General features: G+C 62.0%; 18 protein-coding genes. 10 read left to right on the forward strand and 8 right to left on the reverse strand.

The window, feature by feature from the left end; translation table 11 throughout:
- Positions 1-549: 549 nt before the first annotated feature.
- Positions 550-1749 (reverse strand): tyrosine--tRNA ligase, encoded by a 1200-nt coding sequence (gene tyrS, locus V7787_RS48520; RefSeq protein WP_104960687.1) that lies wholly within the window; start codon positions 1747-1749, stop codon positions 550-552.
- A gap of 213 nt (positions 1750-1962) precedes the next feature.
- Between tyrS and V7787_RS48525 the strand changes: the two genes are divergently transcribed.
- Entirely contained in the window at positions 1963-3384 is a 1422-nt protein-coding gene (locus tag V7787_RS48525; protein ID WP_003255509.1) for a peptidoglycan DD-metalloendopeptidase family protein, read from the forward strand.
- Positions 3385-3387: 3 nt separating this feature from the next.
- Positions 3388-4479, forward strand: coding sequence for an anhydro-N-acetylmuramic acid kinase (locus tag V7787_RS48530; protein WP_064491032.1), 1092 nt, complete (start codon positions 3388-3390; stop codon positions 4477-4479).
- Positions 4480-4538: 59 nt separating this feature from the next.
- Here the strand turns inward: V7787_RS48530 and erpA are convergent, their stop codons facing one another.
- Positions 4539-4889 (reverse strand): iron-sulfur cluster insertion protein ErpA, encoded by a 351-nt coding sequence (gene erpA / locus V7787_RS48535; RefSeq protein WP_003255511.1) that lies wholly within the window; start codon positions 4887-4889, stop codon positions 4539-4541.
- Between the two features lie 147 nt (positions 4890-5036).
- Positions 5037-6071, reverse strand: a complete 1035-nt coding sequence (gene argC / locus V7787_RS48540; protein WP_010951765.1) for an N-acetyl-gamma-glutamyl-phosphate reductase — start codon at positions 6069-6071, stop codon at positions 5037-5039.
- Between the two features lie 142 nt (positions 6072-6213).
- Here argC and hemJ point away from each other — a divergent pair, with 142 nt between their 5' ends.
- The 6 genes from hemJ to V7787_RS48570 all read left to right on the forward strand — a co-directional run bounded on the left by hemJ (position 6214) and on the right by V7787_RS48570 (position 10640).
- Positions 6214-6639, forward strand: coding sequence for a protoporphyrinogen oxidase HemJ (hemJ, locus tag V7787_RS48545; protein WP_010951764.1), 426 nt, complete (start codon positions 6214-6216; stop codon positions 6637-6639).
- 28 nt (positions 6640-6667) lie between these two features.
- Positions 6668-7624, forward strand: a complete 957-nt coding sequence (locus V7787_RS48550; RefSeq protein WP_064491033.1) for an NAD(P)H-dependent flavin oxidoreductase — start codon at positions 6668-6670, stop codon at positions 7622-7624.
- A 67-nt stretch (positions 7625-7691) separates the two neighbouring features.
- On the forward strand, positions 7692-8474 hold the full coding sequence (locus tag V7787_RS48555) for an SDR family NAD(P)-dependent oxidoreductase (protein WP_010951762.1): 783 nt from the start codon (positions 7692-7694) through the stop codon (positions 8472-8474).
- Between the two features lie 63 nt (positions 8475-8537).
- The gene (locus V7787_RS48560; protein WP_003255518.1) at positions 8538-8876 is read left to right on the forward strand and encodes a histidine triad nucleotide-binding protein; all 339 of its coding nucleotides are present in this window, start codon (positions 8538-8540) and stop codon (positions 8874-8876) included.
- A 65-nt stretch (positions 8877-8941) separates the two neighbouring features.
- Positions 8942-9589, forward strand: coding sequence for a 2-polyprenyl-3-methyl-6-methoxy-1,4-benzoquinone monooxygenase (gene coq7 / locus V7787_RS48565; protein ID WP_010951761.1), 648 nt, complete (start codon positions 8942-8944; stop codon positions 9587-9589).
- Positions 9590-9599: 10 nt separating this feature from the next.
- Positions 9600-10640, forward strand: a complete 1041-nt coding sequence (locus V7787_RS48570) for a DUF2157 domain-containing protein (RefSeq protein ID WP_104886765.1) — start codon at positions 9600-9602, stop codon at positions 10638-10640.
- 76 nt (positions 10641-10716) lie between these two features.
- Here the strand turns inward: V7787_RS48570 and V7787_RS48575 are convergent, their stop codons facing one another.
- The gene (locus V7787_RS48575) at positions 10717-11139 is read right to left on the reverse strand and encodes an OsmC family protein (protein ID WP_004376171.1); all 423 of its coding nucleotides are present in this window, start codon (positions 11137-11139) and stop codon (positions 10717-10719) included.
- A 191-nt stretch (positions 11140-11330) separates the two neighbouring features.
- On the opposite strand from V7787_RS48575, the gene crp reads away from it, so the two are divergent.
- Positions 11331-11975 (forward strand): cAMP-activated global transcriptional regulator CRP, encoded by a 645-nt coding sequence (crp, locus tag V7787_RS48580; protein ID WP_010951759.1) that lies wholly within the window; start codon positions 11331-11333, stop codon positions 11973-11975.
- On the opposite strand, the gene V7787_RS48585 is transcribed toward crp, so the two are convergent.
- From V7787_RS48585 to V7787_RS48600, 4 genes are all read right to left on the reverse strand, one after another.
- Positions 11972-12676: a lipoate--protein ligase family protein gene (locus V7787_RS48585; RefSeq protein WP_014589460.1), complete on the reverse strand. Its 705-nt coding sequence runs from the start codon at positions 12674-12676 to the stop codon at positions 11972-11974. The genes crp and V7787_RS48585 overlap by 4 nt on opposite strands.
- A 147-nt stretch (positions 12677-12823) precedes the next feature.
- On the reverse strand, positions 12824-13657 hold the full coding sequence (gene trpC, locus V7787_RS48590) for an indole-3-glycerol phosphate synthase TrpC (protein ID WP_064491036.1): 834 nt from the start codon (positions 13655-13657) through the stop codon (positions 12824-12826).
- Positions 13654-14703, reverse strand: a complete 1050-nt coding sequence (gene trpD, locus V7787_RS48595) for an anthranilate phosphoribosyltransferase (protein WP_010951756.1) — start codon at positions 14701-14703, stop codon at positions 13654-13656. Before trpD ends, trpC begins: the two co-directional genes overlap by 4 nt.
- A gap of 9 nt (positions 14704-14712) precedes the next feature.
- Positions 14713-15306: an aminodeoxychorismate/anthranilate synthase component II gene (locus V7787_RS48600; protein WP_003255531.1), complete on the reverse strand. Its 594-nt coding sequence runs from the start codon at positions 15304-15306 to the stop codon at positions 14713-14715.
- A 367-nt stretch (positions 15307-15673) separates the two neighbouring features.
- Here V7787_RS48600 and estP point away from each other — a divergent pair, with 367 nt between their 5' ends.
- On the forward strand, positions 15674-17563 hold the full coding sequence (estP, locus tag V7787_RS48605) for an esterase EstP (protein ID WP_336094814.1): 1890 nt from the start codon (positions 15674-15676) through the stop codon (positions 17561-17563).
- Positions 17564-17803: the final 240 nt, after the last annotated feature.

Raw genomic sequence — 17803 nt, forward strand, 5'->3', positions numbered from 1 at the left:
ACTGTCAACCATCATCTCAACCACTTTCGATCATTTGATCGTAGCCCTTTCAGCCTTTGCCTTCACTACTTAACTCATTGAATCTCAAGGAGTTTTTCGTTCCGATGTCGCTGGAAGTGGGCGCATTATAAGGGGATTCGAGAGGGCGTCAACCTTTAATTTCAAGAAATTGAAATATAAGGGGGAAAGACCGTATCGGGGTTGCCAAGTGTTCGCCACGACAATTTCAGCGCCTGTGAGATCGAGCGCCGCCCGCGCGGCGCTTCGCGGGTAAACCCGCTCCTACGTTTGTTTCGGGCCAGTCCCTCCTGTGCCAGGCGCGCGCGACCGCCTTGTTTGTTCGACGCGATATCAAGGTGAACGCCATAAGGGGCGCGCGGGCGGCGCTCGATCTCACAGGCACTGCAAGGGTTGTGGCGGACACATCTCACCGCCAACACCCTCTCAAAACAGCCCCCTCCCCCTACAACAGCAACCACCAAACCCCAAAAACAAAGCGGGGAGGCCTACCGGCCTCCCCGCTTCTATATAGCTACACCATCCAGGCAATCACTCAGCCTTGAGGGTAACCCGGCCAAACGACTTCTTGCCCGCCTGGCACACATGGGTAGCACCAAGGACAAACATGAAGTCCTTGTCGACCACTGCACCATCAACTTTCACCGCGCCGCTATTCAGCAAGTCTCGCGCCTGTGCCGAGTTCTTGACCAGACCAGCCCGGTTCAGCACCGCAGCAATTGGCAGGTCTTCCGCCGCAGCCACTTCGATCTCCGGCAAGTCTTCCGGCAGCTCGCCTTCCTTCATACGGTTACCGGCAGCACGGTGAGCATTGGCCGCAGCCTCCTCACCATGGAAGCGCGCCACAATTTCTTCCGCCAGCTTGATCTTGATGTCACGTGGGTTGGCGCCATTGGCAACATCGGCCCGGAACTGCTCGATTTCTTCCATCGAACGGAAGCTCAGCAACTCGAAGTAACGCCACATCAGGGTATCCGGGATAGACACAAGCTTGCTGTACATCACCCCTGGCGCTTCCTGGATGCCGACATAGTTGCCCAGCGACTTCGACATCTTCTTCACGCCGTCGAGCCCTTCGAGCAGTGGCATGGTCACGATGTTCTGCGCTTCCTGGCCATAAGACCGCTGCAGTTCGCGCCCCATCAGCAGGTTGAACTTCTGGTCGGTACCGCCCAGCTCTACGTCCGCCTTCAGCGCTACCGAGTCGTACCCCTGCACCAGCGGATAGAGGAACTCGTGAATGGCAATCGGCTGGTTGGTGGTGTAACGCTTGTCGAAGTCATCACGCTCCAGCATGCGCGCGACGGTGTACTGCGAAGCCAGGCGAATGAAGTCGGCAGGGGTCAGCTTGTCCATCCACGTGGAGTTGAACGCGACCTCAGTCTTGGCCGGGTCAAGAATCTTGAAAACCTGCTGCTTGTACGTCTCGGCGTTCTCCAGCACCTGCTCGCGGGTCAGCGGCGGGCGCGTGGCGCTCTTGCCGCTCGGGTCGCCAATCATGCCGGTGAAGTCACCAATCAGGAAGATGACCTGGTGGCCCAGCTCCTGGAACTGACGCAGCTTGTTGATCAGCACCGTGTGACCCAGGTGCAGGTCAGGTGCGGTCGGGTCGAAGCCAGCCTTGATGCGCAGAGGTTGGCCGCGCTTGAGCTTCTCCACCAGTTCCGACTCGACCAGTACTTCTTCCGCACCGCGCTTGATAAGCGCCAGCTGCTCTTCAACCGACTTCATAGACAAACCCGCAAGGCTCAGATTCAGGGGGAGCCAACCATACAAGATCGGCCGTCAAATACAAGTTTCGCAAAGGAATGTGACCCGAACACAGGCTTGCGGCGTCTACGCGCCCTTGCGTGAAAATGGATTTGGTTATATTTTATACAGTTATTTCATCTTCATCATGTCATTCATCTTTTCCATTTCACTTTTTTCAAAGTCACCTTGCCCATGACCAACGAACCGCCTAAAGCGCCCCCGCTTTATCCGAAGAGCCATCTGTTGGCCGCCAGCGGCATCGCCGCCCTGCTCAGCCTGGCTTTGCTGGTATTTCCTTCCAGCGAAGTGGAAGCCAAGAAAACCACCCTCAACCTCGAGCTCGAAAGCCCTGCCGAGCAGTTGAAAGACGAATCCCGCGCCGCGCCACTGGTGCAAAGTGAAGGTGAGCAAGGCTCGCCTTTCGCCCAGATCGAAGAGGCTACCCCCGAAACCCAGAAGGCCGATCAGCAGGCCCCGGCCGCTGAGCCGGTTGCCGAGGCCGCCAAGGAGCCTGGCCACCGCGAAGTCACCGTGGCCCGCGGCGATACCCTGTCCACCCTGTTCGCCAAGGTCGGCCTGCCAGCCAATGCTGTGCATGATTTGCTGGCCAGCAACAAGCAGGCCAAGCAGTTCAGCCAGCTCAAGCACGGCCAGGTCTTGCAATTTGAGCTCGACAAGGATGGCCAGCTGGCCAGTCTGCACAGCAAAGTCAGCAACCTCGAAACCATTCGCCTGACCAAAACCGCCAAGGGCTACACCTTCAATCGTGAAATCAGCAAGCCGGTGATACGCACTGCCTATGCCCACGGCGTGATCAAGAGCTCGCTGTCTGCTTCCGCCCAGCGCGCCGGCCTGTCCCACAGCATGACCATGGACATGGCCCGCGTGCTGGGTTACGACATCGACTTCGCACAGGATATTCGCCCTGGGGACGAGTTCGACGTGGTCTACGAACAGAAGGTGATGGACGGCAAGGTCGTCGGCACCGGTAACATCCTCTCTGCGCGCTTCACCAACCGCGGCAAAACCTACACTGCCGTGCGCTACACCAACAAGCAGGGCAACACTACCTACTACACCGCCGACGGCAACAGCCTGCGCAAGGCCTTCATCCGTACGCCCGTCGACTTCGCCCGCATCAGCTCGCGCTTTTCCGCCGGTCGCAAGCACCCCATCCTGAACAAGATCCGCGCCCACAAAGGCGTCGACTACGCGGCCCCCCGCGGTACGCCGATCAAGGCAGCCGGTGACGGTCGCATCGAACTGGCCGGGCGCCGTGGTGGCTACGGCAATACCGTGATCATTCAGCATGGCAACCGCTACAAGACGCTGTATGGCCACATGCAGGGCTTTGCCAAAGGCATCAAGACCGGCAGCACGGTCAAACAGGGCCAGATCATTGGCTACATCGGCACTACCGGCCTGTCCACCGGCCCACACCTGCACTACGAGTTCCAGGTCAACGGCGTGCACGTCGACCCGCTGAGCCAGAAGGTGCCAATGGCTGACCCGATTGCCAAGAACGAGCGTCAGCGCTTCCTGCAGCAGAGCCAGCCGCTGATTGCCCGCATGGATCAGGAAAAGGCCACCCTGCTCGCAGCGAACAAGCGCTAAGCCATGGCGCTCTACCTGGGGGTGATGTCCGGTACCAGCCTCGATGGCCTGGATATCGCCCTGGTCGAACAAGGCGAGCAGCTTGAACTGCTCGCCACCCACTACCTGCCCATGCCCCCGGACCTGCGCCAGGACCTGCTGGCCCTGTGCAGCAGCGGCCCTGACGAGATTGCCCGTGCAGCACTGGCGGAAAACCGCTGGGCCAGCCTGGCCGGCGAAGGTATCCGCCAACTGCTGGCTCGCCAGGGACTGAAGCCCGAAGCCGTTCGCGCCATCGGCAGCCACGGCCAGACCATTCGCCATGAACCGGCCCGCGGCTTTACTGTGCAGATCGGTAACCCCGCACTGCTCGCCGAACTGACCGGCATCAGCGTGGTCGCCGACTTCCGCCGTCGCGATGTGGCTGCCGGCGGCCAAGGCGCGCCACTGGTACCGGCCTTCCACGAAACCCTGTTCAGCCAGCTTGGCCGACGCCTGGCAATCCTCAACGTAGGCGGCTTCAGCAACCTCAGCCTGATCGAGCAGGACAAGCCGGTTCATGGGTTCGATTGCGGCCCGGGGAACGTGTTGCTGGATGCCTGGATCGAGCGCGAGCACGGCCACGCCTATGATGCAGATGGCGCCTGGGCTGCCTCGGGTGTGGTTCAGCCCGGGTTGCTCAGCGCACTGATGGCTGACCCGTTCTTTGCCGGCAGCGGCCCGAAGAGTACCGGCCGCGAGGTGTTCAACCTGCCTTGGCTGGATCGCCACCTGGCCACCCTGCCGGCATACCGGGCCCAGGACGTGCAGGCGACACTGCTGGAACTGACCGCACGCAGCATCATCGATTCGCTTGGCAAAGCCCAGCAAGGCACCGAGGCGCTGTTGGTCTGTGGTGGAGGCGCCCGCAACGGCGCGCTGATGGCCCGTCTTGGCCAGCTGCTACCTGCGGCCCGTGTCGCAAGCACTGGCGCCTATGGCGTAGACCCGGACTGGGTCGAAGCCATGGCCTTCGCCTGGCTGGCTCACTGCTGCCTGGAGGGTATCGCCGCCAACCGCCCCAGCGTCACTGCCGCCAAGGGCCTGCGCGTACTGGGCGCAATCTACCCGGCATAGCCACTACGCCAGAAAGCAAAACGCCGCGCAATTGCGCGGCGTTTTCGTATGCCCAACCCTTAGATCGAAAACGACGACCCGCAACCGCAGGTGGTCGCGGCATTCGGGTTCTTGATCACGAAACGCGAACCTTCCAGGCCTTCCTGATAGTCCACTTCGGCACCCGCCAGGTACTGGAAGCTCATCGGGTCGACCACCAGGGAAACGCCCTCGCGCTCGACAATGGTGTCATCTTCGGCCACGTCTTCATCGAAGGTGAAGCCATACTGGAAGCCCGAGCAACCACCACCGGTCACGAACACCCGCAGTTTCAGACGTTCATTGCCTTCCTCATTGACCAGGTTTTTCACCTTCTGGGCTGCCCCATGGGTGAACTCCAGACCGGTAGGGGTGAAGGTTTCGACGCTCATGTTGATTCTCCCGGCGCGGTAGCCGCCATAAAACTCGATGACGCGCATTATCCGCTTTCCCGAGAAAATCGGTCAAGAATTGTGCGGCTTTAGTCGCGACCTGCAAAAAGGCCCGCACGACGCGGGCCTTTTCCACTGCTGGCGGCCTTACGGCAGCAAGCCGGCATGGGACAGGCCCATGCGCTCATCCAGACCGAACAGAATGTTGAGGTTCTGCACCGCCTGGCCGGAGGCACCCTTGACCAGGTTGTCGATCACCGAAAGCACCACCACCAGATCACCACCCTGCGGACGATGAACGGCAATGCGGCAGACGTTGGCACCACGCACGCTACGGGTTTCCGGATGGCTGCCTGCTGGCATTACGTCGACGAACGGTTCATCGGCGTAGCGTTTCTCGAACAGCGCCTGCAGGTCGACCGAGGTATCGACCACGTTCGCGTACAGGGTGGCGTGGATGCCACGGATCATCGGCGTCAGGTGCGGCACGAAAGTCAGGCCGATGTCCTTGCCCGCAGCCAGGCGCAGGCCCTGGCTGATCTCCGGCAAGTGGCGATGGCCCTTTACCGCGTAGGCTTTCATGCTTTCGCCGGCCTCGCAGAACAGCGAGCCCACTGCCGCACCACGACCAGCGCCGCTCACACCCGACTTGCAGTCGGCGATCAGGCGCGACGGGTCAGCCAGGCCCGCCTCCAGCAGCGGAAGGAAGCCCAGCTGGGTTGCAGTCGGGTAGCAACCCGGCACAGCGATGAGGCGTGCCTGGCGGATCTTCTCGCGGTTGACTTCGGGCAGGCCATAGACTGCGTCCTTGAGCAGCTCTGGCGCGCCATGGGGCTGACCGTACCACTTGCCCCACTCAGTGGCATCCTGCAGACGGAAGTCGGCCGACAGGTCGATCACCTTGGTGCCAGCCGCCAGCAGCTCACCGGCCAGGGCGTGGGCAACACCATGCGGCGTGGCGAAGAACACCACATCGCAGGCGCCCAGAGCCTTGCTGTCCGGCACGCTGAACGCCAAACCGTCATAGTGGCCGCGCAGGTTCGGGTACATGTCCGCCACCGCCACGCCCGCCTCGGAGCGCGAAGTGATGACCGCCACTTCGGCCTGTGGATGCTGTGCCAGCAGACGCAACAGTTCGACGCCGGTGTAACCCGTGCCGCCGACGATACCGACCTTGATCATAACGCTTGCCCCTTATCAACGAGCCGTCTGGAAAGCGCACGATAATAGGGGCGCAGGGCGCCTGTAACAACTCTTCGGGTGACCCTTCGGGCGCCTGACCACTACTATCTGACGACCGTGACTATCTGAAGGAACTCCCTCCATGCTTTACCTATGGATCAAAGCGCTGCATATCGTCAGCGTGGTCTGCTGGTTCGCCGGCCTGTTCTACCTGCCCAGGCTGTTCGTCTACCACGCCCAGAGCCAGGACAGCATCAGCCAGGAACGCTTCGTGACCATGGAGCGCAAGCTGTACCGCGGCATCATGAACCCGGCGATGATCGCCACCTACGTGTTTGGCGCCTGGATGCTGTACCTCACCCCCGGCTGGCTGAGCCAGGGGTGGCTGCATGCCAAGCTCACCCTGGTCATCCTGCTGACCGGCTACCATCACGTGTGCGGTGCCCAGCGCAAACGCTTCGCCAACGGCACCAACACCCGCAGCCACGTTTACTATCGCTGGTTCAACGAAGTGCCCGTGCTGATCCTGCTGGCTATCGTCATTCTGGTGGTGGTGAAACCGTTCTGACATAGCCACCCGCTCAAGGAGCCTTGCCATGTCGCTACCTGCCTCGCTCGAACAACGCCTGCGGCTGCCCGTGGTTGCCGCGCCGATGTTCCTCATCTCCAACCCCAAACTGGTGCTGGCCTGCTGCGCCAGCGGCGTGGTTGGCAGTTTCCCGGCCCTGAACCAACGCGACAGCGCTGGCTTCAAGGCCTGGCTGGAAGAGATCGAGGCTGGCCTGGCTCAACTGCAGGCGCCAGCGCCCTACGCCGTCAACCTGATCGTCCACCCGACCAACCCGCGCCTGCAGGCCGACTTGGCCTTGTGCGTCGAACACCGTGTACCAATCGTTATCACCAGCCTGGGGGCGGTAAAGGAAGTGGTCGATGCCGTACACGGCTACGGCGGCCTGGTGCTCCACGATGTCACCACCCGCCGGCATGCCGAAAAGGCCGCCGAAGCCGGTGTCGATGGCCTTATCGCCGTCGCCGCAGGCGCGGGCGGCCATGCCGGCACCTGGAGCCCGTTCGCCCTGGCCGCAGAAATTCGCCAGTTCTTCGACAAGACCCTGCTGCTGGCTGGTTGCATTAACCACGGCCACGAGATCCTGGCCGCACAACTGCTGGGGGCGGACCTGGCGTACATGGGCACGCGCTTCATCGCCACCACAGAAAGCCAGGCTCAGGGCGCCTACAAACAGATGCTGCTGGATGCCCATGCCGCCGACATCATCCACACACCCGTGGTGTCCGGCATCCCCGCCAGCTTCCTGCGCCAGAGCCTGGAGCAGGCCGGCTACGACATGAACGCCCTCAAAGCGGGGCAGGTGCAAGGCAAGCTCAAGCCGATCGATGACGAAGCCAAGGCCTGGAAGACCGTATGGTCAGCGGGTCAGGGCGTCGGTGCCATCCATGACCTGCCCAGCGCCAGCGCATTGATCGAGCGCCTGCATGGCGAGTACCGGCAAGCCCTGGAGCACTGCCAGGTTCTGCGCGCCCGCGCCTTGTAGCAAAAGGCAACACCTTGCACGGGCAAGTTGTACACTAGGCGCCCTCTTCCGCCCCCAGGAGCCTTGCATGACCCGTTACGCCATGATCACTGGTGCTTCCAGCGGCCTGGGCCTGGCCTTGGCGGAAGCGCTGGCACGGCGCGGGCGCAATCTGATCCTGGTGGCACGCCAACGAGAAACGCTGGAGCCTGTTGCCATCGAGCTGACTCAGCGTTTCGGCGTCGAGGTGCTGTTCCGCGCCTGCGACCTCAGCCAGCCGCTGCGCCTTTCAGGCTTCGTGCTAGAGCTGGAAGAAGGCGAGCGGCGTATCGACTTGCTGGTCAACTGCGCGGGCTTGCGCACCTATGGGCCGTTCCTGGCCCATGAATGGGCCGACGAACAGGATCTGCTGGAAGTCAACGTGCTGGCCCTGAGCCGCCTGTGCCATGCCATCGGTAACCTGATGGCTGTACAGGGTGGCGGGCAGATTCTCAACGTCGCCGGCCTGGCCGGGGTGGCGCCTGGCCCATGGATGGCCGCCTATGCCGCCAGCAAGGCCTACGTGTTGAGCTTTTCCCAGGCCCTGCGCGAAGAACTCAAGCGCACCGGCATCAAGGTTTCGGTACTGTGCCCTGGCCCGGTACGTTCCGCACGCCGGCGCATTGCGCGGCTCGATGGCAAGCCGCGCTGCCTCAGCCCCGAGGAAGTGGCGCTGTACACCGTGCGGGCATTGGACAAGAACCGCGCACTGATCATGCCCGGCCGGCGCAACCGCTGGCTGGCGTTCGCACCGCGGCTGCTGCCGCGCTGGCTGGTGCGCAAGCTGGCCGGGGCCATCCACCGCCGCTATTGCCCCTCAGGCATGGAATAGCCACTGGGCGAGCGGCTCACGGCTGAGTACACTCGGCCCGACCCTCACCATGGAGCAAGTGCTGTGGACGATCTATTCCTCAAAATCATCAACCGGGAAATCCCGGCAGATATCATCTATGAAGACGACCAGATCCTGGCCTTCAAGGACATTGCACCCGCGGCACCGGTACATTTTCTGGTCATCCCGAAAAAGCACATTCGCACCCTCAATGACCTGACCGAAGAAGACAAGGCCCTGGCTGGCCACATCCTGTTCACCGCCCAGCGCCTGGCTGTCGAACAAGGCTGCGAGGAAGGTTTCCGTGTGGTCATGAACTGCAACCCCAAAGGCGGCCAGACCGTCTACCACATCCATATGCACGTGCTTGGCCAGCGCCAGATGAACTGGCCTCCGGGCTGACCCACGGCAAGCGACCCCGCCGCTATTGCGGTAAACTGTCGGGCACATTCTTGCGGAGGTGCCCGATGGCTACCGAACGTCACTACTCGCCGCTCGACCGCTTGTTGCTGCAGGCCGATACCGCCATGCGCACCTTGCTGCCCTTCAGCGGCCAACCCACCCGGCCATCGCCGGCCATCGTCCAGCCAGACGCTGACCTGGACGAGCAGCAGGCCCGTCATATTGCCGGGCTGATGCGCATCAACCATACCGGTGAAGTCTGCGCCCAGGCGTTGTACCAAGGCCAGGCCCTGACCGCCAAGCTGCCCGAAGTGCGCAAGGCCATGGAGCATGCCGCCGAGGAAGAAGTGGATCACCTGGCCTGGTGCGAACAGCGCATTCGCCAGCTGAACAGTCACCCCAGCGTGCTCAACCCTCTGTTCTACGGCATGTCGTTCGGCATCGGCGCACTGGCAGGGCTGGTCAGCGACAAGGTCAGCCTGGGCTTCGTCGCCGCTACCGAACATCAGGTGTGCAAGCACCTCGACGAGCACCTGGAGCAGCTCCCGCACGAAGATGAAAAATCCCGGGCCATTCTCGAGCAAATGCGCATCGACGAAGAACAGCACGCCGAGTCTGCACTGGAAGCCGGTGGTTATCGCTTCCCGGCCCCCGTCCGCTTTGGCATGAGCTTGCTGGCCAAGGTCATGACCAAGAGCACATACCGCATCTGAAGGCATCACCATGACGGATCGATTCGACGCCAAGGACCTGGCGCGCGCCGTGCAAGCAGGCATTCTCCAACCAGGCCAGGATCAAAGCCTGTTGGCATTCCTGCGCCAGCAACCCGCACCACGTGGCAGCTTTCAGCTGGCCCATGTTGCCTTCTACTTTGGCGCCATGCTGATCATGGCGGCCCTGGGCTGGTTGCTCACCGAGGCCTGGATGAGCCTCGGTGACGGCGCGCTGTTGATCATCGCCAGCCTCTATATCCTGTTGATCACCTTGTTCGCCCTCAATCTGCAACGCCGCGCCCAGCCCGTCGCCGCTGGCGTGCTGGCAGCAGTAGCAGTCAGCATCGTGCCGCTGGCGGTATTCGCTATCGAACGCATGCTCGGCTGGTGGCCACTGGACGATGCGCAGGCCGACTACCACCAGTACTACACCTACGTGCAGGGTGGCTGGCTGGCGATGGAAGCAGCCACGGTGCTTGCCGGGCTGCTGATGCTGCGGTTGATCCCCTACCCGTTCGTCGTCATGCCAATGGCCGTAGCCTTGTGGTTCATGTCGATGGACCTTAGCGAGTGGTTCTTCGGCTCCCCGTTCAGCTGGGAGCAGCGCCGCCAGGTATCCCTGTGGTTTGGCCTGGGCTTGCTGGTGGTGTTCCTCGTGATAGACGGTCGCACGCGTGAAGACTACGCCCGTTGGGGTTACCTCGCCGGGCTGGCAGCATTCTGGGGCGGGTTGACGCTGCTGGACAGCGGCAGTGAGTTGGGCAAGGCCATGTACTGCCTGATCAACATTGCGCTGATGGGCATGGCGGTGCTGCTGCGTCGGCCGGTGTTCATGGTGTTTGGTGCGCTGGGGGTGGCGGCTTATCTGGGATATCTGTCGTACGAGGTGTTTGCCCAGTCGCTGCTGTTCCCGGTGGTGCTGACCATGATCGGGCTGGGGGTTATCTGGCTTGGGCTGGTTTACCAGAAGCGCCGGGAGCGGTTGAGCCATGCGCTGAGAGGCAGTCTTCCGCAATGGTTGCGGATGGCCCTTCCGGCTCTGCGCAACTGAAACTCGCCCGGGCCGCGGGTGGGAGCGGGTTCACCCGCTTCCACAAGGGCTGCAAAGCGGCCCCGGAATCTCAGCCTTAACCCAGCTCTACGATTTCATACCCATGGGTAATCTCAACCCCGGCACGCTCGAGCATGATCGAAGCCGAGCAATACTTTTCCGCCGACAGCTCCACCGCCCGCTTGACCTGCGCTTCTTTCAGCCCACGCCCCTTCACCACAAAGTTCATGTGAATCTTGGTGAACACCTTCGGGTCTTCGCTGGCGCGCTCCGCCTCCAGAAATGCCTCGCAGCTTTCCACTGCCTGGCGCGACTTCTTCAGAATGCTCACCACGTCAAAGCTGCTGCAGCCACCCAGGCCCAGCAACAGCATTTCCATCGGTCGCACGCCCAGGTTGCGGCCGCCGGCCTCGGGCGGGCCGTCCATTACGACGACATGGCCGCTCCCCGATTCGCCGAGGAACATTGCCTCACCGGCCCACTGGATACGTGCCTTCATCTACCCGGACTCCTGATTTTCGGAAAAGGGTGTCAGCTTAGACCTTGTGCGGCTGTGGGAAAAGCACGAGATGTGTCGGTTTAGTACCGAAACATCTCGTAGTGTCTGATAAGCTGGCGCCAAATGACTGGCGCTCGCCGTCAGCCAACCTCTAAAAAAAGCCTATGCGTCATATCGAACAGGATTTCGTGATGGTTGCCTCCGCCCTACCCGCCAAGATAAAGAACATCGACAAGCTGCTGGTACACTGCCAGCGCCGCCGCTACACCGCCAAAAGCAATATCATCTGCGCCGGCGACCGGGCCGAGACACTGTCGTTCATCATCAAGGGTTCGGTCACCATCCTCATCGAGGACGACGACGGCCATGAAATGATCATCGCCTACCTCAACCATGGCGATTTTTTTGGCGAGCTAGGCCTGTTCGAGCCCGTTGATGGCGAGCAGCAGCGCAGTGCCTGGGTACGCGCCAAGACCGAATGCGAAGTGGCCGAAATCAGCTACGAGAAGTTTCGCGAGCTGGCGCGCCAGGACCCGGAAATCCTCTATGCCCTGGGTAGCCAGATGGCCCAGCGCCTGCGCAACACTACGCGCAAGGTTGGCGATTTGGCATTTTTCGACGTGACCGGGCGAGTTGCCCGCTGCCTGCTGGAACTGTGCAAGCAGCCCGACGCCATGACCCACCCCGATGGCATGCAAATCAAGATTACCCGTCAGGAAATCGGCCGAATCGTCGGTTGCTCTCGGGAAATGGTCGGCCGCGTTCTCAAGGACCTCGAGGAACGCAGCCTGGTGCAGGTCAAGGGCAAGACCATGGTGGTCCACGGTACCCGCTAATCCTTGGGCAACTCGGCCAGCACCTTGGCGTAGGCCTGCGAAAGGCGCTCGAACCAGGGCGCTGCCGGCGCCACTTCGTGCAAGGCGATGTGCGCATCAGCGCGACAGCGTTGCTCCAGCTCACAGCACTCGTTGAAGCGGTTGACCGCCGCCACCATCGACTCACGCTCGTTGTCCAGCAGCAGCGCACCGTGCACCAGCACCACAGGGCGCTTGCCACCCAGGCCCTGACGCCAGCGCTGGGCGGTACCCACCAATTTGCGGCCATTGAGGTTGACGTTGTAGCGGCCATCGCAGAAGGCCCCGTCGATTTCCCCGACTGACGCTACGCCGCCCCACTCGCGCAGCACATCACACAGCGGCAGACACAGGCGCTCGTAGGCATTTTCGATACGGCCGTGGTCGCCTTCACTGCGCGGTGCGGCGTAGACCAGTGCAACGTTCACCGTCGAATGCGACTGAGGCACCGGCTCGCCGCCGGTTTCTCGCAGCAGCACCGGCCAGCCAGCAATAGCCAATTCCGCGCAGGCGACCTCGAAGTTGCCCAGCCGGCTCATGCGCCGAGGCATGACCAGCGCGTGGTCGGTGGGGCGCCAGAACAGCACGCCACTTTCGCGTTCGCCACGGCAGACGGCGGCCAGCAGTTCCTGCTCGGCGTGCAGGCCTTGTTCGACGCTCAGGGCCAGGGGTTGATCGGTCATTGATCCACCTATGATGTTGATTTCACTGGCCTCTTCGCGGGTAAACCCGCTCCTACGACAGGGCGCGTATCCGTGTAGGAGCGGGCTTGCCCGCGAAGAGGCCATTACAGGTACAAAAAAGCCGGCAAAAACGCCGGCTTCATTTGATCAGTCCAGTTGCTGAACAGTCTTCTTCACCTGCTCGGGGAAGAACAGCCGCTGTAATTCCAGGCCAGGCTGCTCAGCGCGCATGAACGCCTCACCCACCAGGAACGAGTAAACCTCGTTGATTGCCATCAGCTCCACATCGGCCCGGTTGAGAATACCGCTTTCGGTAATCGCCAGACGGTCACGCGGAATGCGCGGCAGCAGGTCAAGGGTGGTTTCCAGGCTGACCTCGAAGGTGTGCAGGTTGCGGTTGTTCACCCCCACCAGCGGCGTATCCAGGGTTTTCAGCGCGCGCTCCAGTTCATCGCCATCGTGCACTTCCACCAGCACGTCGAGGCCGACGTCCTTGGCAGTGGCGGCCAGTTCAGCCATCTTCACGTCATCCAGCGCCGACACGATCAGCAGTACGCAATCTGCGCCCAGGGCCCGGGCCTCGACGATCTGGTAAGGGTCGACCATGAAGTCCTTGCGGATCACCGGCAGCGAAACAGCCGCGCGGGCCTGCTGCAAGTACTCATCGGCACCCTGGAAATAATCGACATCGGTCAACACCGACAGGCAGGTGGCCCCGCCCTTCTCGTAGCTGACCGCGATTTCCGCTGGCACGAAGTGCTCGCGGATCACGCCCTTGCTTGGCGAAGCCTTCTTGATTTCGGCAATCACCGCGGGCTGCTTGCGCTTGGCCTGCTCGATCAGCGCGTTGGCGAAGCCTCGCGGGGCGTCAGCGGCCTTGGCCAGGGCCTCCAGCTCGGCGAGGCTGACGCGCGCACTGCGCTCGGCCACTTCCTGAAACTTGCGGGCAATGATCCTTTCCAGCACCGTCGGCACACTCATGCTTCGTTCTCCACCTTGAATACTGCAGTAAAGGCACCCAATTCCTGCAGCTTTTCCCAGGCCAGGCCGGTGTGCAGTACATCATGGGCCAGTTCTACACCGGCTTTCAGGCTCATGGCATGGTCGGCTGCATACAGTGCCGCGCCAGCATTAAGCACGATCATCTCGGCGGCCTTCTGACCGTTCTCGGTCTTGCGCCGGCCCAGCGCATCGCGGATCAACTCCAGCGAAGCCTGCGGGCTCTCGACAGCCAGGCCATGAAGGCTCTGACTCTTCATGCCGAGGTCTTCCGGCTCGACCCAATATTCAGTGATTTCGTCATTTTTCAGTTCGGCGACGAAGGTGGGTGCAGCCAGGCTGAACTCGTCCAGACCATCCTTCGAGTGCACGACCAGCACATGCTTGCTCCCCAGGCGCTGCAGCACCTCAGCCAGCGGGCGGCAAAGGGTTTGCGCGAACACACCGACCACCTGGTGCTTCACTCCGGCCGGATTCGTAAGCGGGCCGAGCATATTGAACAGGGTGCGCAACCCCAGTTCTCGACGTGGGCCAGCGGCATGTTTCATGGCCGAGTGGTGACTTTGCGCGAACATGAAGCCGATGCCCAGGCTGTCGATGCAGCGTGCCACTTGAGTTGGCGTCAGGTTCAGGTAGATGCCGGCAGCTTCCAGCAGGTCGGCACTGCCGCTCTTGCCCGAGACTGCGCGGTTACCATGCTTGGCCACCGGGCAACCCGCCGCCGCCAGGACGAAGGACGAAGCGGTGGACACGTTGAAGATGTTAGCGCCATCACCGCCGGTTCCGACAATATCGACGACACCATCGAGGCTTTGCAGCTCGACCTTTTCGGCCAGCTCGCGCATCACCGACACCGCACCGACGATCTCGTCGATGCTTTCGCTTTTCATGCGCATGCCCATCAGGAAAGCGCCTATCTGCGCCTCGCTGCACTGACCGGTCATGATCTGGCGCATGACCTCGCGCATTTCTTCGGTGGTCAGGTCCAACTGGCCGACGATACGGCTCAACGCACTCTTGATATCCATGTTCGATCCTTAACGGCGGCCGCCGGTCTGCTTGAGGAAGTTGGCGAACAGTTCGTGGCCCTGCTCGGTCAGGATCGACTCAGGGTGGAATTGCACCCCTTCGATATTCAGCGTCTTGTGGCGCAGGCCCATGATCTCATCGACCGAGCCGTCAGCATGGGAGGTCCAGGCGGTAACTTCCAGGCAGTCGGGCAAGGTTTCACGCTTTACCACCAGCGAATGGTAACGGGTCACGGTCAGCGGGTTGTTAAGGCTGGCGAACACGCCCAGGTCGCGGTGATATACCGGGCTGGTCTTGCCGTGCATGACCTGACGTGCACGTACAACGTCGCCGCCAAAGGCCTGCCCGATTGACTGGTGGCCCAGGCATACGCCGAGGATTGGCAACTTCCCGGCGAAATGCAGGATGGCCTCGATGGACACGCCTGCCTCGCTTGGGGTGCACGGGCCCGGAGATACGACGATGCGCTCAGGGTTGAGGGCCTCAATCTGGGCGATGGTCATTTCGTCATTGCGAATGACCTTGACCTCGGCACCCAGCTCGCCAAGGTACTGAACGACGTTGTAAGTGAATGAGTCATAATTGTCGATCATCAGTAACATGGTGTTAAACCTCTTGAATCTACTGACTTCATGATTCGAACCTTCCGGCACCAGCCACAGGCGCGGCTTTGCCACAACGGGCGGTAAACGAGAAGGCAAACGGGGACGGGCCGGGCGGGCCGGCAGGAGATAAAGTCAGGCGCGCCAACGCCAACGGGCGTGGGCCTTGATTACGCGCATCAAGAGTTTGCTGACGATCAACACAGGATAGGTCTCGCTCATACGTCCCGGCACAGTAGCCTACCGGGGCGACGGGCGCAATATGCCTGTAAACACGGGGAAACGAATGGACTTGGGAGCGAAGCACGACGATTTGCTAAGGTCGATGGGCTTGTCCTGATAAAAACAAAGAAAAGGATGTTCCCCGATGCGAAAAGCCCCGTTATTGCGCTTTACCCTCGCTTCACTGGCCCTGGCCTGCAGCCAGGCGTTGGCCGGCCCTTCGCCCTATTCAACCCTGATCGTGTTTGGCGACAGCCTCGCCGATGCCGGGCAGTTTCCCGATCTTGTTGGAGGTACCCCAGGCGCGCGTTTCACCAACCGTGACGCCGACGGCAACTTCGCCCCGGTGTCGCCGATGATCCTCGGTGGCCGCCTGGGCGTTGCGCCAGGCGACCTTAACCCGTCGACATCCGTAGGCATCCAGCCCGATGGTAATAACTGGGCAGTCGGCGGGTACACCACCCAGCAGATCCTGGACTCGATCACGACAACGTCCGAGACCGTCATCCCACCAGGAAACCCCAATGCCGGGTTGGTGCTGCGCGAGCGCCCCGGCTACCTGGCCAACGGCCTGCGCGCCGCCCCCAATGCCTTGTACTACCTGACAGGCGGCGGCAACGACTTCCTTCAGGGCCTGGTGAATAGCCCGGCCGACGCCGTAGCCGCCGGCGCCCGCCTGGCTGCCAGCGCCCAAGCGCTTCAGCAAGGAGGCGCGCGCTACATCATGGTCTGGCTGCTACCTGACCTCGGCCAAACGCCCAATTTCAGCGGCACGCCACAGCAAAACCCACTGTCACTGCTCTCCGCTGCGTTCAACCAGTCACTGATCAGCCAGCTAGAGCAGATCGATGCCCAGATCATTCCACTGAACATCCCTGTGCTGTTGAGCGAGGCGCTGGCCAGCCCCAGTCAGTTCGGCCTGGCCAGCGACCAGAACCTGGTCGGCACCTGCTACAGCGGCGATAGCTGCGTGGAAAACCCGGTGTACGGGATCAACGGCACAACGCCAGACCCGACCAAACTGCTGTTCAACGACTCGGTCCACCCGACCATCGCGGGTCAGCAGCTGATTGCCGATTACGCCTACTCGATCCTCGCGGCCCCCTGGGAACTGACCCTGCTACCGGAAATGGCTCACGCCAGCCTGCGGGCTCACCAGGATGAGTTGCGTAATCAGTGGCAGACGCCTTGGCAAGCAGTTGGCCAATGGCAAGCCTTTGTCGCCAGCGGCGCTCAGGACCTGGACTTCGACGGCCAGCGCAGCGCGGCCAGCGGTGACGGCCGCGGCTACAACCTGACCGTGGGCGGCAGCTATCGCCTGAACGACGCCTGGCGCCTGGGCCTGGCCGGCGGTGCGTACCGGCAGAAGCTGGAAGCTGGTGAACAGGACTCGGACTACAAGCTGAACAGCTATATGGCCAGTGCCTTTGCCCAATACCGCCAGGACCGCTGGTGGGCCGACGCGGCGCTGACCGCCGGGCACCTGGACTACAGCGACCTCAAGCGTACCTTCGCCCTGGGCGTGAATGACCGCAGTGAGAAGGGCGACACCGACGGCGAGGCCTGGGCAATGTCAGGGCGGTTGGGCTACAACCTGGCGGCCGACACCAGCAACTGGCAGTTGGCACCTTTCATCAGTGCCGACTATGCGCGGGTGAAGGTGGATGGCTACGACGAGAAGAGCGGACGCTCGACGGCGCTTGCCTTCGATGACCAGGAGCGCACGTCACGCCGCCTGGGCGTGGGGGTGCTGGGCAGTGTGCAGGTACTGCCAAGTACCCGGCTTTTCGCCGAGGTGGCGCAGGAGCATGAGTTCGAGGACGACGAGCAGGATGTGACGATGCACCTGACCAGCTTGCCGGCGAATGACTTCACCCTGACCGGGTATACGCCGCACAGCGACCTGACCCGGGCGAGCCTGGGTGTGAGCCATGAACTGGTGGCAGGGGTGCATTTGCGCGGGAACTACAACTGGCGCAAGAGTGATGAGTTGACGCAGCAGGGCATTAGCGTGGGGGTTAGCGTGGACTTCTGAATTGCTGGGGGCCGCTTTGCGGCCCATTCGCGGGTGAACCCGCTCCTACGACGGCCTCGTATGCCTGAGGCTTGCGCAACCCTTGTAGGAGCGGGTTTACCCGCGAATACGGTAGCGGCGACAACGGTGAACGCCTGGTGGAAATTGGCCAGCAGGCCCGGCCCATTCGCGGGTGAACCCGCTCCTACGACGGCCTCGTATGCCTGAGGCTTGCGCATCCCCTGTAGGAGCGGGTTTACC

The sequence above is a fragment of the Pseudomonas sp. CGJS7 genome (assembly GCF_036961695.1).